Annotated in this window: 17 protein-coding genes; 7 read left to right on the forward strand and 10 right to left on the reverse strand. The window is 70.3% G+C overall.

Annotated elements, in window-relative coordinates; all coding sequences use genetic code 11:
• Positions 1 to 104: 104 nt before the first annotated feature.
• Genes INQ48_34425 through INQ48_34435 form a run of 3 tightly spaced genes read left to right on the forward strand, consistent with a single transcriptional unit; the run spans position 105 to position 3,148 of the window.
• Positions 105 to 1,325 carry a CoA transferase gene (locus INQ48_34425; GenBank protein QRF62620.1) on the forward strand — a complete coding sequence of 407 codons (1,221 nt, stop codon included), beginning with the start codon at positions 105 to 107 and terminating at the stop codon, positions 1,323 to 1,325.
• Positions 1,322 to 2,122: an enoyl-CoA hydratase/isomerase family protein gene (locus tag INQ48_34430; protein QRF62621.1), complete on the forward strand. Its 801-nt coding sequence runs from the start codon at positions 1,322 to 1,324 to the stop codon at positions 2,120 to 2,122. Before INQ48_34425 ends, INQ48_34430 begins: the two co-directional genes overlap by 4 nt.
• A 33-nt stretch (positions 2,123 to 2,155) precedes the next feature.
• The gene (locus INQ48_34435; GenBank protein ID QRF62622.1) at positions 2,156 to 3,148 is read left to right on the forward strand and encodes a tripartite tricarboxylate transporter substrate binding protein; all 993 of its coding nucleotides are present in this window, start codon (positions 2,156 to 2,158) and stop codon (positions 3,146 to 3,148) included.
• Between the two features lie 13 nt (positions 3,149 to 3,161).
• On the opposite strand, the gene INQ48_34440 is transcribed toward INQ48_34435, so the two are convergent.
• Positions 3,162 to 3,500 carry a hypothetical protein gene (locus INQ48_34440; protein ID QRF62623.1) on the reverse strand — a complete coding sequence of 113 codons (339 nt, stop codon included), beginning with the start codon at positions 3,498 to 3,500 and terminating at the stop codon, positions 3,162 to 3,164.
• A 176-nt stretch (positions 3,501 to 3,676) separates the two neighbouring features.
• Here INQ48_34440 and INQ48_34445 point away from each other — a divergent pair, with 176 nt between their 5' ends.
• Complete coding sequence (locus INQ48_34445) at positions 3,677 to 4,774, forward strand: YihY/virulence factor BrkB family protein (GenBank protein QRF62624.1); 1,098 nt, start codon at positions 3,677 to 3,679, stop codon at positions 4,772 to 4,774.
• Here the strand turns inward: INQ48_34445 and INQ48_34450 are convergent.
• The 3 genes from INQ48_34450 to map form a co-directional block, all read right to left on the reverse strand.
• Entirely contained in the window at positions 4,746 to 6,491 is a 1,746-nt protein-coding gene (locus INQ48_34450; protein ID QRF62625.1) for an ATP-dependent DNA helicase RecQ, read from the reverse strand. The genes INQ48_34445 and INQ48_34450 overlap by 29 nt on opposite strands.
• A complete protein-coding gene (locus tag INQ48_34455) occupies positions 6,491 to 6,793 on the reverse strand; it encodes a hypothetical protein (GenBank protein QRF62626.1) in 303 nt (100 codons plus the stop codon). The genes INQ48_34450 and INQ48_34455 overlap by 1 nt, the downstream gene beginning before the upstream one ends.
• A gap of 123 nt (positions 6,794 to 6,916) precedes the next feature.
• Positions 6,917 to 7,708, reverse strand: coding sequence for a type I methionyl aminopeptidase (gene map, locus INQ48_34460; protein ID QRF62627.1), 792 nt, complete (start codon positions 7,706 to 7,708; stop codon positions 6,917 to 6,919).
• Positions 7,709 to 7,844: 136 nt separating this feature from the next.
• Here map and INQ48_34465 point away from each other — a divergent pair, with 136 nt between their 5' ends.
• The gene (locus INQ48_34465; protein QRF62628.1) at positions 7,845 to 9,077 is read left to right on the forward strand and encodes a hypothetical protein; all 1,233 of its coding nucleotides are present in this window, start codon (positions 7,845 to 7,847) and stop codon (positions 9,075 to 9,077) included.
• 21 nt (positions 9,078 to 9,098) lie between these two features.
• Here the strand turns inward: INQ48_34465 and INQ48_34470 are convergent, their stop codons facing one another.
• Positions 9,099 to 11,975, reverse strand: a complete 2,877-nt coding sequence (locus tag INQ48_34470; protein QRF62629.1) for a winged helix-turn-helix domain-containing protein — start codon at positions 11,973 to 11,975, stop codon at positions 9,099 to 9,101.
• 216 nt (positions 11,976 to 12,191) lie between these two features.
• Between INQ48_34470 and INQ48_34475 the strand changes: the two genes are divergently transcribed.
• Complete coding sequence (locus INQ48_34475) at positions 12,192 to 13,484, forward strand: epoxide hydrolase N-terminal domain-containing protein (GenBank protein QRF62630.1); 1,293 nt, start codon at positions 12,192 to 12,194, stop codon at positions 13,482 to 13,484.
• A gap of 22 nt (positions 13,485 to 13,506) precedes the next feature.
• Here the strand turns inward: INQ48_34475 and INQ48_34480 are convergent, their stop codons facing one another.
• Complete coding sequence (locus tag INQ48_34480; protein QRF62631.1) at positions 13,507 to 14,007, reverse strand: Lrp/AsnC family transcriptional regulator; 501 nt, start codon at positions 14,005 to 14,007, stop codon at positions 13,507 to 13,509.
• A gap of 226 nt (positions 14,008 to 14,233) precedes the next feature.
• Here INQ48_34480 and INQ48_34485 point away from each other — a divergent pair, with 226 nt between their 5' ends.
• A complete protein-coding gene (locus INQ48_34485) occupies positions 14,234 to 15,583 on the forward strand; it encodes an aminotransferase class I/II-fold pyridoxal phosphate-dependent enzyme (protein QRF62632.1) in 1,350 nt (449 codons plus the stop codon).
• 190 nt (positions 15,584 to 15,773) lie between these two features.
• On the opposite strand, the gene INQ48_34490 is transcribed toward INQ48_34485, so the two are convergent.
• The 4 genes from INQ48_34490 to INQ48_34505 form a co-directional block, all read right to left on the reverse strand.
• Complete coding sequence (locus INQ48_34490) at positions 15,774 to 16,805, reverse strand: sensor histidine kinase (protein QRF62633.1); 1,032 nt, start codon at positions 16,803 to 16,805, stop codon at positions 15,774 to 15,776.
• A gap of 163 nt (positions 16,806 to 16,968) precedes the next feature.
• Entirely contained in the window at positions 16,969 to 17,358 is a 390-nt protein-coding gene (locus INQ48_34495; protein ID QRF62634.1) for a response regulator, read from the reverse strand.
• A 101-nt stretch (positions 17,359 to 17,459) separates the two neighbouring features.
• Positions 17,460 to 18,164, reverse strand: a complete 705-nt coding sequence (locus INQ48_34500) for a response regulator transcription factor (protein QRF62635.1) — start codon at positions 18,162 to 18,164, stop codon at positions 17,460 to 17,462.
• Complete coding sequence (locus tag INQ48_34505; protein QRF63074.1) at positions 18,161 to 23,281, reverse strand: AAA family ATPase; 5,121 nt, start codon at positions 23,279 to 23,281, stop codon at positions 18,161 to 18,163. Before INQ48_34505 ends, INQ48_34500 begins: the two co-directional genes overlap by 4 nt.
• Positions 23,282 to 23,588: the final 307 nt, after the last annotated feature.

A 23,588-nucleotide genomic window follows, 5' to 3' on the forward strand; every position in this document is an offset into this window, starting at 1 on the left:
TTGCCCGCGAGGCAGCCGATTTCTATTCTCGAGCCTCGTTGAAACCACCCCCTGACGGTGGGCGCCGGCATACCGCCGGCTTCGAGAACAAGAGGCAAGAACACATGTTGGGAACCAGTTTGGCCGGGCTGCGCGTGCTCGACTTCTCGCACGTCGTCGCGGGTCCGTTGTGCGGCATGCTGCTCGGCGACCTCGGCGCCGAGGTCGTCAAGATCGAGTCGCCCCAAGGCGAGATGGGGCGGCGCATCGGACCGCCCTGGCTCCACGGCGAGAGCGTGATCTCGCTCAGCGTGAACCGCAACAAGCAGGGCCTCGCGGTCGACCTCAAGACACCGCAGGGCCGCGACCTCGTGCGGCGCCTGATGGCCTCCGCGGACGTGGTCATCGAGAGCTTCAGGCCCGGCGTGATGAAGCGCTTCGGCCTCGACTTCGACAGCGTGCGCGAGGCCAATCCCTCGCTGGTCTACTGCTCGATCTCGGCCTACGGGCAGCACGGCCCTTCGAGTGGCAAGGCCGGCGTGGACGGGATCATCCAGGCGGTCGCGGGCTTGATGAGCACCCTCGGCCCGGCGGGGTCGCCACCCTCGAAAGTCCCGAGCCCCATCGCCGACATGGCGACCGGCTACTTGGCGACCATCGCGATCCTCGGTGCGCTCGTCCCGGTGCGGCAAGGACGCGAAGGCCAGCACATCGACGTCAGCCTCTACAACGCCACGCTGATGCTCCAGCAGGTGGGACTCGCGTCCTACCTGGCCAGCGGCATCGAGCCCGGCAAGAGCGGGAGCGCCGCACCGTATGCGGCGCCGAACGAAGCCTTTCCGACCGCCGATGGCTGGATCATGGTGGCGGCCTACCAGCCCGAGCGCTGGAGCGCGCTTTGCCATGCCATCGGCCAGCCCGCGCTCGAGAGGGACCCGCTGTTCGCGGACAACGTGTCGCGGGTCAGGCATCGCGACGCGCTGTTCCAGCAACTGGCCGCGGCGTTCCAGCAGCGGCCGACCGAGGCCTGGCTCTCGACGCTCGAAGCGGTGGACATCCTCTGCGCGCCGATCGCCGGCTATGCGGAGGTCACGTCCTCGCTCCAGTACCGCAGCAGCGGCGTCGAAACCGTGATCGAGCATCCGATCGCCGGCGCGGTGCGCATGCCCGGATTCGCGATCCGAAACGCAGGCGGCGATGGCCCACGCGCCACACCGCCACCGCTCGTGGGACAGCACTCCGCGGCGGTGCTCGCGGCCTACGGCATCCCCCAGCAAGAGATCGACGCGCTGCTTCGCTGCGGCGCCATCACCACCACTCCCCCCTCCCAAAGCCTTACCGCATGACCTCCTCCCCTTCCGACCTCGTCGCATCGCGCATCGATGGCGCCGTTCTCACGATCACCATGCAGTCCGCCGCCACCGGCAACGCGCTGAACCTCGCGATGACCTCGGCGCTCGCCGATGCGCTCGAGCGCGTCAACGCGCACGAGGAGGTCCGCTGCGTGGTCCTGCGCGCCAGCGGCAAGAACTTCTGCACCGGCGGCAACGTCAACGACATGCGCGACGGCACCGACCTGATGGCGGGCAGCACGACGCAGGTGCGCGAACGGCTGCTCAAGAGCCTGCATCGCATCACGCACGCAGTTCACGGCATCGAGGTGCCGGTCATTGCCGCGGTCAACGGCCTCGCGATCGGCGCGGGCTTCGACCTGTCGCTCATGTGCGATGTGCGCCTGTGCAGCGACGACGCCCGCTTCTCCGAGAGCTTCCTGCGCCTAGGGCTCGTATCGGGCATCGGCGGCGCCTGGTTCCTGACGCGCCTCGTCGGCCTGTCGAAGGCCATGGAGCTCACGCTGACGAGCGAGTTCATCGACGCGCAGGCCGCCTTGCGCCTGGGCGTCGTTTCCCAGGTGTTCGGCGCGGGCCAGCTCCAGGAGGAAGCACGCAAGCTCGCCGAGCGGATCGCGATGAACCCGCCGCATGGCATGCGCATGGCCAAGCGACTCGTGCGCGATGCCAGCCAGTCGACGCTGTCCGGCGCGCTCGAGCAGGCGGCCTCGATGCAGGCCATCCTGCTGTGCGGCGACGAGCACAAGAACGCGGTGCGCGGCTTCCTCGCGAACGCGCGCGGCGCCCGCTAATCATCGAGAACGAGCAAGACAGGAGACAAGCAGATGAACAACACCGCCAGCCAGCTTTTCCGAATCGTCCGTTCGGCCTGCGTCCTCGCGGCCGCGACGATGGCGATGCCCGCCGTGTGGGCGCAAGCCGCCCCCTATCCGAGCAAACCGATCGTCCTGGTCGTTCCCTTCGGCGCGGGCAGCGCCACCGACCAGCTCGCGCGGGCGGTCGGTGCCAGCGTCGCGGAGCGCCTCAAGCAGCCGGTCGTCGTCGAGAACAAGGGCGGAGCGAGCGGGCTCATCGCGAGCCAGGAGGTGGCCCGGGCCGCGGGCGACGGCTATACGGTACTGATCACGACCAACACCACGCAGGTCGCGAACCCGCACCTGTTCAAGAAGCTTCCCTACGATCCGGTGAAGGACTTCAAGCCGGTGACCGGCCTGGGCCGCGGCGGCATGGTGCTGGTGGTGCGCCCGGACTCGCGGCTGAAGAGCCTCGCCGACGTCATCGCCGCCGCGCGCGCCGCTCCCGGAAAGCTGTCGTTCGGCGCCGGCAACTCGTCGAGCCGCATCGCCGGCGAGATGTTCAAGCAGATGAGCGGCACCGACCTGCTCTACGTGCCCTATCGCAGCAACCCTAGCGCCATGACCGACCTCATCGGCGGGCAGCTCGACATGATGATCGTCGACACCGTGACGGGCATTCCGAAGATCGAGGGCGGACGACTGCGCGCGATCGCCGTCTCGTCCGCCAAGCGGGTACCGGCGCTCGCCGGCGTGCCGACCTTCGACGAGTCGGGCATCAAGGGCTACGACCTCGGCTACTGGTTCGCGGCCTATGTGCCCGCCGCCACGCCGGCGCCCGTGGTGTCGAAATTGCGCGACGCACTGGCCGCTGCCGTCGGCGGCCGCCGGACGCAAAGCTTCCTGCAGGCCTCGGGCGCCTCCGCGTGGACGACCGAGCCAGAGGAACTCGCGAGATTTCAGGCCGCAGAGTCGCGCCGGTGGAGCGAGGTCATCCAGGCCGCAGGCATCGAGCCGGAGTGACCCACGCTCTTCTTTACTGAGGGCTTGTCGTGCGGCCCTGTCCCGTGGCTTGCGTGTTGGGGTTCTCGCCCATTCGGGAACCCGTCGTCGAGCTCGTTCCGGGGCGTGCCTGCTGGTTCGACGCCTTGCCCTGCGGGTTCAGGTTGCCACCCGACATCGAATTGCCCTGGCTGGTCGCGGAAGGCTGGGTGGTGGCCGAGGTGCCGCCATTCTTCGGTTGCGTCGCGACGCTGTCCGAGCTGTTCAGGCCCGGCCCGCCGCCGCCACCGCCGCTGCCACCGGACTGGGCCACGGCGGGCACGACGGCCAGCGCGAAACCGCTGGCGCAAAGGATTCGAGTGATTCGGTTCATGGAGAAGACTTTCGTGAAGTGATGGAGAGAAGACTTCAATGGACCGCCATGCCGCATCGGCCAGGGTGGGGCATCCGCGCCCTCCCGTGTCAGCCAACGCGCATCCCGCGCGACCCACGTCATGAGCCGCCGGTCTCCTACGGCCGGCCCGCGAACGCGCCGGCACGGTGACGGCCATGGCCTCCTCCTCGACCCGAACCATCCCCGCGACCCCAAAGCCCTCAAAGCCCTCTCTCCCGCGCCTGTGCAAGGACGCCGTGATGGCATGGATCGACGATTTCGCGCCGAGCATGGGCGCGGCGATTTCGTACTACACGATGTTCTCGCTGGCGCCGCTGCTGGTGATCGTGATCGCGATCGCCGGCGCGCTGTTCGGCGCCGAAGCCGTGCAGGGTCAGATCGCGGCGCAGCTGTCGGGCCTGATCGGCGCGGAAGGTGCGCTCGCGGTGCAGGGGTTGATCCGCAGCGCCAGCGAACCCTCGCGCGGCCTGGTGGCCGGCGCGATCAGCATCGTCGTGCTGGTCGTCGGCGCGACCACGGTCTTCGCCGAACTGCAGAGCGCGCTCGATCGCATCTGGCATGTGCCCGAGCGCGCGAAGCCGCAGGGCGTGTGGGGCATCCTGCGCGCGCGCGTGCTGTCGTTCGGACTGATCCTCGGCCTCGCGTTCCTGCTCATGGTCTCGCTCGTGGTGAGCGCGGCGCTGGCCGCCCTGGGAAGCTGGAGCGCCGCGCTGCTGCCGGGATGGGAGGCGCTGCTGCAGGGCGTCAACATCCTCGTCTCGCTCGCGATCCTCACCGTGCTGTTCGCGATGATCTTCAAGTTCATGCCGAGCGCGCCGATCGCCTGGCGCGACGTGTGGGTCGGCGCCGGCGTGACCGCGGTGCTGTTCGAGATCGGCAAGGTGCTGATCGGCCTGTACCTCGGCAAGAGCGGCGTCAACGAATCCTTCGCGGCCGCGGGCTCGCTGGTGGTGCTGCTGGCCTGGGTCTACTACGCGGCGCAGATCTTCCTGCTGGGCGCGGAGTTCACCAAGGTCTATGCCAATGCCCACGGGTCGGTGGCCGCGAGCAAGGCGCAGGCGGCCACGCAAGAAGCCGCGCGGCAGGCGGAAGTAGGCACGGACAGCCTGGGCCCGAGCGTGCGCGTGTCCCCGAAGGATGCTCCTCGCGCACCGCGCGGGCTGGCAGCGCCCCTGGCCATGTTCGCCGGCGGCGCGCTGTTCATGGCGGTGGCGATGCGGCGGATCAGGCCGGCACGGGTGCCGCGAAGCTAGCGGCGCCAGCCATCGCGAGTGCGGCGGGTTTCTTGCGCGACGCGCGCCGGCGGCTCACGTAGTCGGGATGGAAGCAGCGCCGGCTGCCATCCTCGAAAGCCACCGTGACCATTCCGTCGGTCGATGCCACGACGACGCCGGCGCCGAAGCGCTTGACCTTCACGGGATCGCTCTCGGCGAAGGGCATGCGCTTGCTCGTCGCGGCCTGCGCGGTCTCTTCGCTCACCACGATGGGCTGCGCCATCGCGGCCTCGTGGGCCGCGATGCGCCGGCAGTTGTCGCAGGTGCCGCAGCGCTTCGCGGTGGCCGAGGGATCGAGGTCGTCGAGCAGCAGCTGCCAGCGGCACTGGCCCGACTGCGCATAGGCGAGCATGCGCTCGAGGGTCTCGCGGTCCTGCTCGCGCCGCGCCTTGTAGCCGTCGAGCATCGCGCCGAAATCGGCGCGCTCGGCCATCGCCTGGCGCAGCGCGATGCGCCCGCGCCGGTCGATGGCCAGCAGCTTCTGCTGCCGCAGCAAGGCGATCGCCGCCTGCATGCGCGTGCGCGGGCGCTCCAGCGCATCGAGCAGGTTTGCGGCGGTCCAGCCTTCGGCCGTTGGTGGCTCCGCGAGCAGTTGCCGGTACACGGCATCGAGGTCCTCGAGCTGCGGATAGCGGCCCGCGAGAAAGAACTGCTGCACCGACCGGTCCTTGGAGTGGAACAGCAGCACGCAGCGTGCGCGCTCGCCGTCGCGCCCCGCGCGGCCGGCCTCCTGGTAGTAGGCATGCAGGCTCGACGGCATCTGGCAATGCACGACGAAGCGGATGTCGGGCTTGTCGATGCCCATGCCGAAGGCATTGGTCGCGACCATCACGCGCGCACTGCCCGCCATGAATGCTTCCTGCGCCTCGGCGCGCTCGCGCGCGCCGAGCTTGCCGTGGTAGAGCGCGACCGATTGATCGGCCGCCTTCAGGGCGTCGAAGGCCTCCTGCGCGGCCTTCACCGTGGCGGCGTAGACGATGCCGCTGCCGGCCTCCTCGCGCACCAGTTCGACGATGCGGCGCTGGCGATCGGGCTCCTGCATCATCTGCTCGACCGCGAACTGCAGGTTGGCGCGGTAGGCGCCGGTATCGATGAGGCCGGCGCGCGGAATGCCCAGGTTCTTCATGACGTCCGCCGCCACCTCCTCGCCCGCGGTGGCCGTGAGCGCGAGCACGGGCGGGTTGCCGAGCGCGCGGACGGCCGGACCGATCTCGAGGAAGGCGGGCCGGAAGTCATGGCCCCACTGGGAAATGCAATGCGCCTCGTCGACCGCCACCAGCGCCACGGGATGGGCCGACAGGCGCTGCATGAACGCGGGGTCCGACAGCCGCTCGGGCGTGACCAGCACGATGCGCGCGCTGCCGTCGTCGATCGCCTGTTCGGCCCGCTCGAGTTCGTCGGCGCTCAGTGCGCTGTTGACCTGCACGGCGGCGATGCCCAGTTCCTGCAGCTTGTCGCACTGGTCCTTCATCAGCGCGATGAGCGGCGACACCACCACCGTGCGGCCCTCGAGCAGCAGGGCCGGCAGCTGGTAGCACAGCGACTTGCCGGCGCCTGTGGGCATCACGGCCAGCGTCGAGCGGCCGGCCATCACGCGCTCGATGACCTCGGCCTGGCCCGCGCGCAGGCGGGCATGGCCGAACACGTGGCGCAGCGTGTGCTTCAGGCGCGCGGCCGCATCGGGAACGCCCGGCATCAGGCGGTCTCTTCGTCGTTGTCCTCGCCGTCGTTCTCGTCGGCAAGTTCTTCGGGATTCAATGCTTCGGGATCGTCGACGGCGTCGGCGACTTCCGTCGCGGCGTCCGGGAAGACGCCCACGCGGTCGGGCAGGATGTCCGCGTTGGTCGCCGGCTCCTCGCCGCCGTCGATGACCGCGCGGTCGTCGCCCGCGGCATCGCTGCCGCTGTCGCTGGAATCGCTGGGGCCGAGGGCGTCGGCGTCGGTGCCCTTGGGGGCGGTCGGGGCGTGCTCGCCGCCGAGGATGCTGCTGGTTGCCATGTGCGTCGTTTCCTTTAGAGACAGATGCACAGACTGGGAGCCATCGGGCGCGTCGGAAGTAGGAGATTCGCGCATCCGGGCCGCCATCGATGTCTACGGCTGCGGGTCGCCTCGACGGACGCCTCAGACCGGCGGGTAGCTCCCGGTCCCGTCGGGCCAGCGCGTGAGCACCTCGTGGCCCTCGGGCGTGACCGCCACCATGTGCTCCCACTGGGCCGACAGCGAGCGGTCCTTCGTCACCACTGTCCAGCCATCGGGCAGGTGGCGGATCTCGCGCCCGCCCGCGTTGAGCATCGGCTCGATGGTGAACACCATGCCCGGCACGAGCCGCAGGCCCTCGCCGCGGCGTCCGTAGTGCAGCACCTGCAGGTCCTCGTGGTAGACCTGCCCGATGCCGTGGCCGCAGAACTCGCGCACCACGCCGAAGTGCTCGCGCTGCGCCACCGACTGGATCGCATGGCCGATGTCGCCCAGCGTGGCGCCGGGCCTGACGGCGAGGATGCCGGCGCGCATCGCCTCGTAGGTCGTTTCCACCAGCCGGCGCGCGACCACGCTGGGCGCGCCGACGAAGTACATGCGGCTGGTGTCGCCGAACCAGCCGTCCTTGATGACGGCCACGTCGATGTTGACGATGTCGCCCTTCTTCAGGACCTTGTCGGGCGAGGGAATGCCGTGGCAGACCACCTGGTTGACCGAGGTGAGGATGGTCTTTGGATACCCCAGGTAGCCCACGTTGGCCGGGACGAGTCCCTGCACGTTCACGATGTAGTCGTGGCAGATGCGGTCGAGGGTTTCGGTGCTCACGCCCGGCACCACGTGCGGCTCGATCATGGCGAGCACCTCGGCCGCGAGGCGCCCGGCCTGGCGCGCCTTCTCGATCTCTTCGGGGGACTTGATGTGGATGCCGGAAGCCATGGATGCTCGAACCTCAATGCATGTCGAATATACGAAACATATATGAATCATACACGTTCCGTAGCATCCACCCTCGCCCGCAAGGAGGGGCCGACGTGACACGGGCGCTGCCTATACTGGTTCGCAGGAGGGGAACATGCTGTCATTCATCCGCCGCCTTTTCGACCGGAAGCCCGGCACCGAACAGGTCGCCCGATTGCTCCTGCAGGAGCTGCAACGCCTGCTGCCCGACGAGAAGCTCGTCCTCGATCCCGAGCAGTTCCTGATCCGCCGCGCCGACGGCGGCACGGTCTACCTGCACAACCTCTACACCGACTACTGCCAGGCCCGGCCGGCGGAGCGCCGCGAGCAGATCGCGCGCTTCGCGCTGGGGGTGGCGGGCATCGGCAGCGACCGGCCCGCCGACTTCGACGAGGCCCGGCCGCGGCTGCTGCCGATACTGCGGCGCCTCGCCGGCGTGGACCTCGCGCGGATCTCGCATGGCGACTTCTCGAAGAAGCTCGAGGACACCATGGCGTGGAGCCCGTTCTCGCCGACGCTGGGCGCGGCCGTCGCCATCGACAGCGACCATGCGATCGCGCAGGTGAGCAACGACGACCTCGAGCGCTGGGGCATCGGCTTCGAGCAGGCCTTCGAGATCGCGGTCGACAACCTGCGCCACAAGGCCGCGCCGGCCTTCGGCCAGCTCACGCCCGGGCTCTACGTGTCGAACTACGGCGACTACTACGACGCCGGCCGCATCTTCCTGCACGAGCTGGCCTGGCAGCTGCCGCTCGATGGCGATCCGGTGGCGATGGCGCCGAACCGCACCTGCCTGCTGGTCTGCGGTGCCGACGATGCGGAAGCGCTCGAGAACATGATCGCGACCGCGCGCCGGGTGCTGCGCGAACAGTCGCGCCCGCTGAGCGCCGAGATGTTCAGGCTGCGCGACAGGACGTGGTCGCTGTGGACCCCGCCCGGGCAGGCCGGCGTGCAGCTCACGGCGCTGCTGCGCGAGGAAAAAGCGGTCGACTACAACGACCAGCGGGAAGTGCTCGAGAAAGCCCACGAGGCGGCGGGCGTCGACGTCTTCGTCGCCAAGCACAGCCTGCTGCAGCGCGACTCCGACGGCGCCGTGATCAGCTATGCGGTGCTGCCCAAGGGCGTCGACACCTGGCTGCCCGAAGCCGACTTGGTCTTTCTCTGCGAGGTCGCGGGCGAAACCCCGACCATCGTAGCGTGGCCGCATTTCGCCGAGCATGCGGGCCACCTGCTCGAACGGCTGCCGCTGGCCGTGCCGCGCTGGAAGGTGCTCGGCTATCCCGAGGGCGACTGCCTGCGAAGACTGCAGGAACTGGCAACGACGGTGGAGGCCGTGCAGCGCCAGTGAGTGGAGCGGCGGACGCCGCGTTCAGACCGCCGCATCCTCCACGCCGTCGAGCAGGCGCGCGGCCTCCTGCAGGTCGGTCGTCTCGAAGCCCTCGGTGAAGTTGGCGAACACCTCCGCGAGCAGATCCCTTCCTTCCTGCGCGCGCTCGCCATCGGCCCACAGCCGCGCCAGGTCCATCGCCACGCGCAGCTCCCACGAGCGCGCGCCCTGCTGGCGGCTGACCGCCAGCGCTTCGTCCAGGCATTGCCGCGCCTGCGCGAGGCGCGGGGCCGGCCCGCCCGACAGCGCGCGCGCCTTCACGCGCAGCAGCTCCGGCAGGTTGTAGAGGTCGCCCTTGGCATGGACCAGCGCGAGCGTGTCGTCCATCAGGGCCAGGGCTTCGTCGTGCCGGCCGGTCATGACCAGGCCTTCCGCGAGCGTGAGGTTGAAGGCCGAGGTCAGCAGCTCGTAGCGCGATTCGCGCAGCTCGACCAGGCAGCCCTGCAGCGCGCGCACGCCCTGCTCGGCATCGCCGCGCCGCACGCAGAGCTCGCCCTTCACGCCGCGGCCCACCGCGAGGTAGGGCGTGAGCGAATGCGATTCGGCGAAGGCGATGAAGCTGTCGATGTCGCGCTCGGCGCGCTCGAGATCACCGGCCCAGAGATAGACCGACACGGCCCAGATCAGCGCGATGCACAGCGTGACCGGATGATTGAGCTCGCGCGCCTCGTCGACCGCGCGCTGCGCCAGCGCCATCGCCTGCGAGGGATGGCCCTGCAGCCACAGGGTGCGGGCCAGCGAGATGCAGGCGCGGTTGTGGAAGTCGAAGCCCGAGTAGATGCTGGTGCCCTGCCGCGACAGCGTCGACCCCGCGATCGCGGCCTCGAGGAAATGCCGCGCGCCGGCCTGGTCGCCCAGCAGGTGGTTCGACAGCCCCACGAGCGAATCCGCGGTGGCGCGGGCGGTCGGGTCGTCGATCGAGGCCGCCACGCGTGCGCAGCGCTTGGCGTAGCTCAGCGACTCCACGAAATCGCCGATGCGCTCGTGGAAGATCTGCAGCCGCGCCAGCAGCTGGACCTGGCTCGCGCCGTCGCCGAGCGCCTCGGCCACCTGCAGGCTGCGCTCGAGCGCATGCCGCACCTCGTCGCTGTTGCCGCGCGTGAACATCTGCGAGAGGCCCACGGCCGCCTGCAGATGCATCTCGACCGCGCTGCCGCGCGCGGCGGGCGTGAGTTCGGCCAGCGCGCGCTTCGACCAGGCATGGCACTCGGCCAGTAGCGACATCGCCATGAAGGCTGGCACCGCCGCCACCGCCAGCGAAAGGCCCAGGTCTCTGTCGCCGCCGCGGTCGAAGCACCACGCAAGCGCCGAGCGCACGTTGCCGAGGTCGGCCAGGTCGGAGGCGCGCGCGGTATCGCCCGAGAACGCATCGTGCTCGGCGGCCATGCGCTCGAGCCGCGTCCGGAAGTGCAGCGCATGGCGGCGCGCGCTCGCCTCGGCGGTCGGCGCATCGGCCTTGGCGAGCGCATAGGCGCGCGTGCTCTCGAGCAGGCGGTACTGCGCGGAACCACCCGCGCGATGCACCGCGAGCAATGATTTCTCGGCCAGGCTCGCGATCGCGTCGACCACCTGCGCCTGTGTCAGCGCCTCATCGGCCACCACCTGCCGTGCAGCCTCGAGCGAGAAGCGGCCGACGAAGACCGCGAGCCGGCACAGCACCTCGCGCTCGCGCGGGTCGAGCAACTCGTAGCTCCAGTCCAGCGTGGCCTGCAGCGTCTGGTGGCGCGGCCGCGCCGTGCGCTGCCCGAGCCACGACAGCGCCAGCCGCTCGTCGAGCAGCGCGGCGGTCTGGCGCAGGCCATAGGTCGTCACGCGGCGTGCCGCGAGTTCGATCGCGAGCGCGAGGCCGTCGAGCTTCCTGCAGATGCCCGCGACGACCTGCGCGTCGGCATCGTCGAGCGCCGGCATCGCGCCGCTCGCGCCGGCCCGGTCCATGAACAGGCGCGTGGCCGGATACAGCAGCACGTCGCGCGCGAGCAGGCCGGGCTGGTCGGGCGGCGTGGCCAGCGGGTCGAGCGGATGGATGTGCTCGCCCGGCACGCGCAGCGCCTCGCGGCTGGTCGCGAGCAGGTGGATGCCGGGCGCGGCCTGGAAGATGCGCTCGGCCAGCGACGCGGCCGCTGCGATCACGTGCTCGCAGTTGTCGAGGATCAGCAGCATTCGCCGCCCGCGCAGGTAGGCGACGAGGCTGGGCACCGGATCGGCCGAGCGCACCGACAGCCCGAGCATCGAGGCGATGGCGCTCGGCACCAGGCCGGGGTCGGCCAGCATCGAGAGGTCGACGAAGACCACCGCGCCGTCGAAGCCGCTCAACATGTCCTGCCCCACGCGGATCGCGACCGAGGTCTTGCCCACGCCGCCCGAGCCCACGATGGTGACGAAGCGGCTCCGGGCGAGCTGGGCCGGAATCGCCGCGAGGTCCTTGGCGCGGCCCAGCAGTTCCAGCGGCTGCGCCGGCAGGCCCGGTTCGATCGCTCCCACCGCGGCTGGCGCGTCGGCCCGCATTTCGGGCGCGGCCTCGCCGCGCGTGACACGCGCGACGAAGCAGTAGCCGCGGCCCACCACGTTCGACAGGTAGCGCGCGCCGTCCTGGCCGTCGTTCAAGGCCTGGCGCAGCATCGTGATCTGGTAGCGCAGGCTGCCGTCGGACACCACCATGCCGGGCCAGGCGCGCGCCATCAGCTCCTGCTTGCTCACGATCGCGTTGGCCTTCGCGACCAGCACCAGCAGCACGTCCATCGCGCGACCGCCGAGCTCTACCGGTTCGCCGTCGCGCGCGAGCAGGCGTTCGCCCACGCGCAGCGTGAAGGGTCCGAAGTGAAGGATGTCATCGGCCCCGGAGGGCGGTGCGTCGCTCATGGCGGGTGGGGGGTCTGCGGGCGTCGGGGCGCGCCGAGGATACCCGAGCCACAGCGCCGACACGGGCTTCGCGGAGCCGGCGCGCGGCGGATTTGTATGACCGTGTGTCGCGTCGCCCTTCGAATACACAGGCATGCGAATCGGCCGATTCTTCACACATGCGGGATACATCGGCTGGCTTCAATCGAGTGGCTTTCACTTCACAGAGACCACGCCATGACCGAACCGATTTCCTCCCTCACGCGCCGCCGCCTGCTCGCCACCTCGATGGCCTTCAGCGCCGCGTCGGCCGCCACCGCCGCCTTCGCCATGCTGCGCCCGCCTTCGGCCACCGGCCCCGACGACACCTCGGTGCGGCCCTTCCGCGTCGCCGTCGATCGCGAGGCGCTCGTCGACCTGCGCCGACGCCTCGCCGCCACGCGCTGGCCGAGTGCCGAGACCGTGGCCGACACCTCGCAGGGCGTGCGCCTCGCCACCCTGCGGTCGCTGGTGCGCTACTGGGCCACCGACTACGACTGGCGCAAGGGCGAGGCGCGGCTCAATGCCGTGCCGCAGTTCGTGACCACCATCGACGGCCTCGACATCCAGTTCGCCCACATCCGCTCGCGCCACGCCGATGCGATGCCGCTGATCATGACCCACGGCTGGCCCGGCTCCATCTTCGAGCTGCTCAAGGTCGTGGGCCCGCTGACCGACCCCACCGCGCACGGCGGCCGCGCCGAGGATGCCTTCCATCTCGTCCTGCCCTCGCTGCCGGGCTTCGGCTTCTCGGGCCAGCCCGAGGCCACCGGCTGGGACTCCAACCACATCGCGCGCGCCTGGGGCGTGCTGATGGCGCGGCTCGGCTACGAGCAGTTCGTCTCGCAGGGCGGCGACTGCGGCTCCGTGATCTCGCACCGCATGGCGATCCAGAAGGTGCCGGGCCTGATCGGCATCCACGTCAACATGCCCGGCACCGTGCCCGCCGAGATCGCCGCCATCCTCGCCGCCGGCGGCCCCGCGCCCGCCGGCCTGCTGCCGAAGGAACGCGCCGCCTTCGACAAGCTCGACGACTTCTACAGGAACAGCTCGGGCTACTCCGCCATGATGGTCACGCGCCCCCAGACCCTGGGCTACGCCCTCGCCGACTCACCCGTGGGCCAGGCCGCCTGGATCTACGACAAGTTCGCGACCTGGACCTATTCGGGCGGCGTGCCCGAGCGCGTGCTCCCGCGCGACGAGATGCTCGACGACATCTCGCTGTACTGGCTCACCAACAGCGCGACCTCGGCGGCGCAGATCTATTGGGAGGACCACTCGAACAACTTCAATGCGGTGGATATCTCGCTGCCCGCGGCCGTGACGGTGTTTCCGGGCGAGATCTATCAAGCGCCGCGCAGCTGGGCGGACCGGGCCTATCACAAGCTCGTCTATTGGAACGAGGTCGACAACGGCGGGCACTTCGCGGCCTGGGAACAGCCGGAGCTGTTCAGCCGGGAGGTGCGGGCGGCGTTCAGGTCGTTGCGCTGAGCCGGGCGCGCGGGCCCTGTCGTCAATCCGCCGCGTGCGGACTGGGCCCGCGTTCGACCAGCGTGCGCAGCGCCATCTGCGTACGCGTTCCTTCCACGCCCTCGACCTCGTGGATGCGTGCCAGCAGCACTTCCAGCGCCTGCGCATCGCGCGTGCGCACCTTCAACAGCAGGCCGCTGTCGCCGGTGACGATGTGGATCTCCTCGATATCGGGAAGCGATTCGAGCGCCGCAACCTGGCGGGCACGCTTCACGGTACTGGTGATCACCTGCACGAAGCACAGCAGCGGCCGCCCCAGCTTCGCGCCATCGAGGCGCGCCACGGTCGCGAGGATCACCCCGTCGCGTTTGAGCCGCTTCACCCGCTCGTGCACCGCGGGCGCCGACAGATGAAGCAATTCGCCCAGCGCGGCATAGCTGAGCGTGCTGTCGTTCGCCAGAAGCCCTAACAGTCTTCGGTCGACGGCGTCCAGCCGGGCGGGTGCCTTGCTCTCCGGTTGAAGCGGGTTCGTATTTTTGGCCATGGTTCTGAAAGCGCTAGGGCAGCTGAATGATGTTCGGGAGAATAAGCCAAAGACGGAACATCATTCGGTGAACAACATGCCTGCACTTTCGGACCTCGCTCTTCCTCTCCCAGCATCAGAGGGAGCCCCACCCAGCCGCCTGCTCGGAGCGGTGCCACCGGAAGCATGGGCGCGGGTCCTGTCTCGCATGAGTCCCGTCGGCCATTCATCCCGCGCACAACGTCCGGTGGAAGTGATCGATCACGCCAGCGCCGAGTCGCTTCGCGCGATCGGCGTGCCCGCACAGGCCCGGCCGCTGGAAGAGGTGATCGACCAGATGCTGGTCGAGATCTACCCCTGGCGAGCGCGCATGGACCATCCCCGGTTCCTGGCCTTCATTCCGGGACCGTCTTCGCCGCTGTCGGCCCTGGGCGACTACTTGACCGCCGTTCACAACATCCACGCCGGCAGCTGGCTGCAGAGCTCGGGGGCCAGCGTCATCGAGGCGGCGCTGATTCAATGGCTGGCGGCGCAGGTCGGGCTCCCGCCTTCGGCTGGCGGCCTGTTCGTGTCGGGGGGCTCCATGGCCAACCTGACGGCGCTTGCGATGGCACGCGATTTCAAGCTCGAGCCGGCGCAGCGCCTGCAAGGCGTTGTCTACGTCTCGGAGCAAACGCATTCATCCGTTGCCAAAGGTCTGAAGATCCTCGGGCTGCTGCCGCATCAGATCCGCCGCATGCCCACCGATGCCGCGTTCCGCATGGACATGACGGCCCTGGCGGCCGCGGTCGAGCAGGACATCTCCGATGGGCTCAGGCCTTTCGCCGTGGTGGCGAGCGCGGGCACGACGAATACCGGCAGCATCGATCCACTGCGACGGATTCGCGCACTGTGCGACGCACACGACATGTGGATGCACGTAGATGGCGCGTACGGTGCATCCGCCGCGCTGTCGCCATCGCATCGGGGTTTGCTCGACGGCATCGGCGAAGCCGACAGCCTGAGCTGGGATGCGCACAAGTGGCTGTTCCAGACCTACGGCTGCGGGATGGTCTTCGTGCGTCAGCGCAAGCACCTCTCACAGGTCTTCCATACCCGACCCGAATACCTGCTCGATGCGCACGCCGACACCGACGCCGACCAGATCAATTTCTGGGACCTCGGCGTCGAACTCACCAGACCGGCACGCGCACTGAAGCTGTGGCTCACCTTGCAGGTGCTGGGGTCGGACGCCATGGGCGAGGCGATTGCGCATGGTTGCCGATTGGCAACCTGGGCTCAGGACGAGCTCGAGAAGGATCCTCGCTGGGACATCGTGTCGCCCGCGCAGTTGGGCATCGTCACCTTCCGCATGACGGATGCGGCCATGAGCCCGGAGGCGCTCGATGCGCTGAACAGCGAGATTTCATCGCGGGCACTTCAGGAGGGCTTTGCGACGGTGTTGACGACACGCTTGCGCAATCGAACCGTGCTGCGAATCTGTGCCATTCATCCGGATGCCACTGAGAGCGACATGCGGGAGACGATTCGGATGCTGTCGTCATGCGCCGACGCGGTGCTCGCTTCAGGCGTTCATATCTACAAATCCTTTTCTTAACGAACCACCGGCCGTGCCCTTGAGCCGGTCGCTAACCAGGGAAGCTTTATTTGCCCGTGATGCGACGTAAGACTGAATAAGGGAACCCCGGCGCGTCTCGATCTATAGCCCTTCTCCGTCCGCACCACACTGAGTGTGACAAATCCGCGCCGCCCCAATCGCACCCGCCCCACTCTCCTCTGCCACGGCGTCACGCCACCACCAACGGCAACGTCAACCGCGCCTCCAACCCTCCAGTACGCCGGTTCTGCAGCAACAACTCCCCCTGCATCGACCGCGCCAACCGCCGCGCAATCGCCAGCCCAAGCCCAGACCCAGGCTTGTCCTCCTGCCCCTGCCGCCCCCGCACCCACGGCGCGAACACCGCATCGATCTGCGCCGGCTTGATCCCCGGCCCCGAATCCACCACCGCCAGCACCAGCCGTTGCGCATCGACGTGTGCGCACACCCGCACGTCGCTGCCATAACGCAACGCGTTGTCGATCAGGTTCGCCAGCACGCGCCGCAGCGCGAGCGGGCAGGCGACCACAGGCTGGCCGATGCGGCCGTCGAGTGCGATGGCACGGCCGGAGTCGCGGTAGCCGCGCACGAGGTTGTCGAGCAGGCCGTCGGCATCAACGCGCTGCAGTGGCTCGGCCACGCTGCGCTGCAGGCGCGCGCTGGCGACGCTGGCCTCGACCAGCTCTTGCATCTCGGCGAGATCGCGCTGCATCGCTTCGCGCAGCGCGGGGTCGTCGAGCATCTCACAGCGCAGGCCCATGCGGGTGAGCGGGGTGCGCAGGTCGTGGGCATAGGCGGCCTGCACGTCGAGGTGCTCGGCCTCGCGTTCGACGCGGCGGCGCCGGCCCTTGTTGATGGCGCGTGCCAGCCGCGCGATGGCGCGCGGGCCGCTCTCGGGCAGTTCGGGCATGCGGGCATCGCCGCCGTGCGACTCGAGGGCGCGGGCGATGCGCACGGCGCCGGCGCGGTAGGCCAGGACCTCGAGGCCGAGGCAGACACCGATCAGCGCGAGCACGACGAGCACTGACACGCCGAGGATCCACAGCAGGCCGTCGTCGATGCTGCAGACCATGGGCGCGAGCGTGGCGGCGTGCGTGTTCTGGCCGAGGGCGGCGAGCGCCAGCGCGCGGGCGGCGTACAAGGCCAGGCCCTGCGTGCGCGGAACCGCCTTGGCAGGTGTTGCGGATGCGAGGGCGATGGGTGTCTGAAGGCTGCGGGTCATCTGGAATCTCCTGTCGCCGACGCACCGGCCGGCATGGAAGCGATGACATCACGCGAGGTGGGCCGCCCACCATCGCACCAGCGTTCGCCCAACCCCTACGAAGGTTTGCCCCCGGCATGCGCGCGGCTGGCGCGGCAAGAGACGATGGCGCGGGCGACGCGCCTCAGCGCCGCGCCGCGGCGTCGTGCAAGGCGTGCCGGATCCAGGCCTCGAGTTCGGCGGCGTCGATCGGTTTCTCGATCAGGCACAGCGCGGTACTGGCGCGCACGCGCTCGCGCGTGCGCGCCGAGGCATAGGCGGTGATGAACAGCGTGGGCACGCGCAGGCCGTCGCGGTCGAGGCGCTCGAGCAGTTCGATGCCGTCCATGGCCTCCATGCGGATGTCGCACACGAGGCAGCGGGTCTGCCGCTGCAGGCCCGAGGCCAGGAAGTCCATTGCCGATTCGAACGCGCGCGTCTCCCAGCCGAACGAGCGCACCAGACTGCTGGTGGCGGCGCGCACGAAGGGGTCGTCGTCGACGATGGAAACGAAATCGATGGCTGACAGGGACAAGAGGCTTCCCGTTCTCTACCGGGCTTGGGACGAAGGCGCAGGACACGCGGGCACGACCCGGGCTTGCAGAATACCGGCGGCACGGCGCGGCGCCATCATCTCTAGGTATGGTGCGAGACGGCCGGCTGCGCGCGTGGCAGGCCCTGCACGACGCCGAGCGCTTCCATCTTGCGCACCAGCTCGGCGACCGAGCGCGATTCCATCTTGCGCATGGCTTGACCGCGGTGGATCTTCGCGGTGATCTCGGCAATGCCCATGCGGTCGGCGATCTGCTTGTTCATGAGGCCCGAGGCCACGTGCTGCACCACCTCGCGCTCGCGCGGCGTGAGCAGGGCCCAGCAGTCGCGCGAGGCCTGGAGCGCGCGGTCGGTGTCGAGCCGCCTGGCGTCGGCATCCAGCGCGGCGGCCACGGCGTCGAGCATGTCCTGGTCGCGAAAGGGCTTGGTGAGGAAGTCGACGGCGCCGGCCTTCATGGCGCGCACGGTCATCGCGATGTCGCCATGGCCGGTCATGAAGATGATCGGCATGTGCGGCCGGCCGGCCTCGCGCAGGGCCTGCTGGAACGCAAGGCCGCTCTGGCCGCGCAGGCGCACGTCGAGCACCAGGCACGAGGGCCCGGACGCGCGCGGCGCGGCCTGGAATTCCTCGGTGGTGGCGAAGGCGCGCACCTCGAGGTCGACCGAGCGCAACAGGCTGCCGATGGCGGCGCGCACCAGGTCGTCGTCGTCGACGACGAACACCACGCGCGCGTCGCCGGCCAGCGGAGCGCCCGGGGATCTGGTGAGGAGGCTTTGGGAAGAGGTCATGGGGCGAGGCCAGGTTCGGACAGGGGCAAGGTGAAGACGGCGCGCGTGCCCGCGGGCTCGCGCCGCGACAGCGACAAGGTGCCGCCATGCGCGTCGAGGATCGATTTGCAGATCGCCAGGCCCATGCCCATGCCGTCGGCCTTGGTCGTGAACAAAGGCTTCAGCAGGTGCTCGCCCGCTTCGTCGCCGATGCCGGTGCCGGCGTCGTCCACGGTCACGCGCACCCGGCCCTCGCCATCGCCACCACAGCTCAGGCACAGCGGACGCGGGCCTGGCGGCAGCGAAGCCATGGCCTCCGCGCCGTTCATCAGCAGGTTGACCACCACCTGCTGCAACTGCACGCGGTCACCGTGCACGAGCACGGCCGCCTCCAGGCCGCGCAGCTCGAGCGCCACGCCGAGCGTGTCGAGCGGGCCGGCCACCAGCACGGCCGCTTCGCGCAGTGCCTCGTTGAGGTCGAAGGCCGCGAGCCGCGGCTCGGCATTGCGTGCCTTGGCGCGCAGGGCCTGGATGATGCTGCGCGCGCGCAGCGCGCTCTTGCCGATGTGGGCGAGCATCTCGCGCGCCTCGGCGATGTCGGGCGGGCTGCGGTCGAGCCAGCGCAGCGCGGCGCTCGCGGAGGTGTCGACGGCGGCGATCGGCTGGCCGACCTCGTGCACGATCGACGCGACCAGTTCGCCCATGGCCTTGAGCCGGGTCGCGCGCTCGAGGTCGGTGAGCGCGCCGCGCAACTGCTCCTCGGCGCGGGCGCGCTGGCGGTTCTGGTCGACCAGCTCCTCGTACAGGCGCGCGTTCTCGAGCGCGAAGGCGGCCTGCGAAGCGATCACCTCGAGCACCTCGGCCTTGGCCGGCGTGAACACGTGCGAGGCGAGGTTGTTCTCGAGGTAGAGCACGCCGACCAGGCGCGCATGGCGCATCAGCGGCACGCACAGCACCGAGCGCGGCCGGCGCCGGCGGATGTAGTCGTCCTGCGCGAACGAAGCGTTCTCGCGCGCATCGTCGATCACCATGTGCTGCTGGGTGCGCGCGACGGCCTGCACGATGCCGAGCGGCAGAACGTCGGGACCGAAGGCCGCGGCCTCCTGCGTGACGGCGATCGTGCCGTCGACCACCGAGGCCCGGGCGCGCAATTGCCAGGAGTCTTCGCGCAGCAGCGCCAGCGTGCCGTGCTCGGCACCGGCGTTCTCGAGCGCGGTGCGCAGCAGGGTGTCGACCAACCGCTCGGGCACGATCTCGCTGGCCAGCGCGTTCGAGATGCGCAGCACGGCCTGCGCATCGAGCGCCTGCAGCCGGCTGCCGGCGCCCACCTGCTCGTCGCTCTCGAACAGGCCCGGGTACTCGGCCTGCAGCAGTCGCACCTTGGCCATGGCGCCCCAGCGCTGCCAGGCGCCGCGCGCATGCCGCAGGTTGCCGTAGGCCGACAGCTCGTCGCCACGCGCCGCATGGAAGGCACCGGCGCGTTCGGCCGCCAGCGCCTCCACCTGCGTGAATCCGTGCCGGCGCGCATGCGTCACGGCGCGCGCATAGGCCTCGACCGCGGCAGCGGGATCGCCGTCGATGCGAAGACGCTCCGCGCGCACCAGCTCGTGCCGCGCGAGAAAGTTGCCGGGGCAGGCCAGCGCCCAGGTCTCGAGCTGGGCCAGGTCGCGCCGCAGCGCGGCCTGCTGTGCAGGGTCGCGCTCGGGCAGCGCGAGCAGCGCCAGCGCGCCGTAAAACGGCAGGTCGCCACTCTCGGCGAAGGTGCGTGCCGAATCGGCGCAGGCCTCGGCGCGCCGGCGCGCCTCGAGTGCCTCGTCGAGCCGGCCGAACAGCAGCGCGGCCTGCAGGCGATAGACCCAGAACGCGAAGTCCACGAGCGTGGCGGGATCGCCCTCGCGCGGCACGCGCGGCTGCGCCTGCGGGTCGCCGTCGCTGCCGTCCTGCAGTTGCGACAGCAGCTGCTTCTGCGCGAGCAGCGCGTCGATCACGAGCTGGAAGTTGGCATCGCGCGCAATCGCCAGGCCGCGCTCGACCGTGTCGCGCACGTCGCCCAGCAGCTCGCCCGCGAACAGCATGCCCGTGGCCTGGTTGCGCCCGCAGTAGATCGCGAAGGTGTGGTCGCCGCTCGCCACAGCGAGCTCGTAGGCGCGCCGGATGTAGTCGCGTGCCGCGCGCGCGGGCTGCGACCACGGAACGACCATGGTGCCGAAGGTCATGTAAACCCGGCCGCGGTAGCGCGCGAGGCCGCGCTCGTCGACCAGGTGCAGCGCGAGCGCGCCGAACTCGCGCGCCGTGGCGTAGTCGCCGTAGCGCACGCCGAACACCTGCGTCATGCAGACGTAGCCGTCGGCCGAGGCATCGGCATGGCCGTGCGCGATGCCCAGCCGCGCCATGTGCAGCAGGATCAGGTCGACCAGGTTCTGGTCGGTGTAGAGCGCGGGTGGGATCAGGTCGGCAAAGATGTCGGTGATGGCGCGGCGCAGCGGGTCGGCCACGATCGGCAACTGCCGGAAGGCGGCCATGCCGTGGCGGTCGATCCAGGCCTGCAGGGCCGCATGCTCGCGGTCCACCGCGGTGGCATCGGGCTGGCGCGGCAGCTCGATGCCGGCCTTGCGCAGGAAGGCCAGGCCGACGTCGAGCGCGCGGTCGAAGCGGCCCAGCGTGGTGTAAAGCGCCGCGCGCAGGCGCGTGAGATCGGCGGCGAAGATGCCCTCGCCCGCAACCTGCTCGAGCGCTGCCAGCCGTGCCTCGGCCACCTCGAGCGCACCGGTCATGAACTCGGCCTCGCCGCACAGGGCGCGTGCATGCAGGCCATCTTCGCTCGCGTCGTCTTCGCTCAGGAAGGCCAGTGCGGCGCGGAAGAAGCCGAGCGCCGAATGATGGGCGGTGGCGGCCTTGGCCTGCCGGCCGGCCTCGAGGTTGAGCCGCGCGAAGGCACGCCGCTCCTCGGGCGCGTCGACGGCCGGGCGCGCGAGGCTGGCCTGCACGGCGAGCGTGAAGCGCTGCGACGGCGCGCCTTGATGCGCGCTCTGGTGCGTGCCCTGATTCGCGATCTGGCGGCGCACGATCTGCAGGTGCAGGCCCGGACGCTCGCCGGCCGCGAGCGAGAGGTAGGCGGCTTCGCGGATGCGGTCGTGCCAGAACACCCAGTCCTCGCCCTCGCGGTGCACGCTGCCGGCCTCGAGCGCGGGTTCGAGCACCGCATCGAGCGCACGGACCGCCTCGGCGCCGGGCGCCAGGCCTATGGCCACCGCGAGCGACTCGGCCGAGGCACGGTGGCCGAGGCAGGCCATGACGCGCAGCGCTGCTTGCGCGGACGCGGGCAGCAGCTCGAAGCGGCGCGCCATCAGCTCGGCCACGTTGTCCACGCCCGGATGCGAGGCAAGGCGCTCGAGGCTCCAGCGCCATGCGGCGCTGTCCGCGTCATAGACGAGCACGCCGTCATCGGCCAGAAGGTGCAGCAGGTGGTGCGCAAAGAGCGGATTGCGTCCGGTCTTGTGGCCGATGGCGCGCGCCAGTTCGTCGACCTCGTCGGGTGCCTGCTGCAGCGCCTGCGCGATCATCTCGCGCAGCGCGGCTTCGTCGAGCGGGCCGAGTTCGATGCGCGCGGCGCCGGGCACCTGGGCCAGCGGGCCGGCGCGCAGCGGATGGTCCTCGGCGACCTCGCCCGCGCGGTAGGCGCCCACCAGCAGCAGGGCCGCGTCCTCGTGCTGGTGCAACAGGCGCTCGAGCACCTGCAGGGTGCCGGCATCGGCCCACTGCAGATCGTCGAGCAGGATCACGAGTGGCCGCGCCGAGCTCGCGAAGCAGGCCAGCAACCGCGCCATGCCCTGCAGCACGCGTTCGCGCTCGAGCCCGGGAGCGGCGTCGGGCGCATCGGGCGCCTCGGGCTGCGCGCCGAGCACGACGGCGAGCGCGGGCAGCAGTCCCGCGAGCGTGCGGTCGACCGGCTTGGCCGCGGCGGCGATGCGGCGGCGCCAGAGCGCGAACTCGTCCTCGGCGCAACCGAGCACGAACTGCAGCAGCTGCTCGAGCACGTCGACCACCAGCGCATAGGGCCGGCCGCGGCGCCCCTCCTCGCTCTTGGCCGTGGCCAGCAGCGGCGCGCACGACTGTTGCATGCGCAGCATGGCCTCGCGCAGCAGCGTCGACTTGCCGATGCCCGAGTGGCCCGAGACCCAGGCCACGCGCGAGCGCGCATCGAGCGCAACGCCGCGGTACAGCGCGAGCAGCGCCTCGAGCTCGGCATCACGGCCCAGCACGCGCGTGAGGCGCGGCAGCCGGCGCAGCGCCGAGTGCGCATCGAGCGCGAAGCGCGGGATGCTGCCGCGCTCGCGCAGCAGGGTGTCGCACCGGCGCAGGTCGGCCAGCACGCCAGCGGCGTCTGCGTAGCGCTGCTCGGGCGCCTTCTCGAGCAGCTTCATGATCAGCAGCGAGAGCTGCTCCGGCACATCCGCCACCAGCTCGCCCGGCGCGCGCGCGGTGCGGGTTGCATGCGCATGGACGCGTGCCGCGGCATCCTCGCCCTGGAACGGCGGGCGGCCCGTCAGCAGCTCGTAGAGCACGCAGCCCAGCGAATAGAGATCGGCGCGCGCGTCCACGCGCAGGTTCATGCGCGCACCCAGCTCGGGCGCCATGTAGTGGAAGCAGTCCTCGTCCCAGGCGGCCTCGCCGTGATCGGGCGCGCCCTCTGCGTCCGACATGGTGGCGGCATGGCCGAAGCCGGTGAGGCAGGCCCGGCCGTCGGGCACGAGCAGCAGGCGGTCGGGCGTGATCGCGCGATGCAGCACGCCGGCCGCGTGCATCGCGCCGACGGCGGCGACCAGCCGCAGCGCGAGATCGAGGAAGGCGGCAGTGTCGCTGGCGCCCGCGCTCGCGCCGCTGCCGCGCAGGGTCTCGCCGCCCGGGTCGCGCAGCACCAGCAGCGCGCCTTCGCCGTGCGGCATCAGCGCGACGGGAAGCGCGGCCCAGTCGTCGCGCAGCACATGGCGCAAGCCGTACTCGCGCTGCAGCAGCGCGGCCGCGGCCGGCGTGGCCTGGCCCCGGCCCGCGACCAGCGAGGTGGGCCCGGCGCCCGCTCGCGCGCGTTCGAGCCGCGGCATGCCGCCGCTGAGTTCGCGAAAGTCCTGGAACGGCATGGCCTGCCGTTCGAGCGGATCGGGCGCCGCCACCGGGTTGCGTTCACCGAGTTCCTGATCCTGCATGGTGTGAGCCTCCTGCGTTGAGCGGGCCGCCGCGGCGGCCGTGCGATGCAGATGCGCCGTCCATGTTTCGGTGTCCCTCGGCTGCTTCTGACTGTCGGCTTCGATTGGAACCGCGCTGGTCGCGCAGCGACGGCGGCTGGCGTTGGCGGGTGTTAGGCGTTGTTAGGCAGGGGCGCCGAAGCGGGGTTTTGGCGCCCCGGCATGAAAAGTAATGTGCTCATGGGCCGCCTGGACACACAGG

The organism is Variovorax paradoxus (assembly GCA_016806145.1).
GTDB lineage: Bacteria > Pseudomonadota > Gammaproteobacteria > Burkholderiales > Burkholderiaceae_C > Variovorax.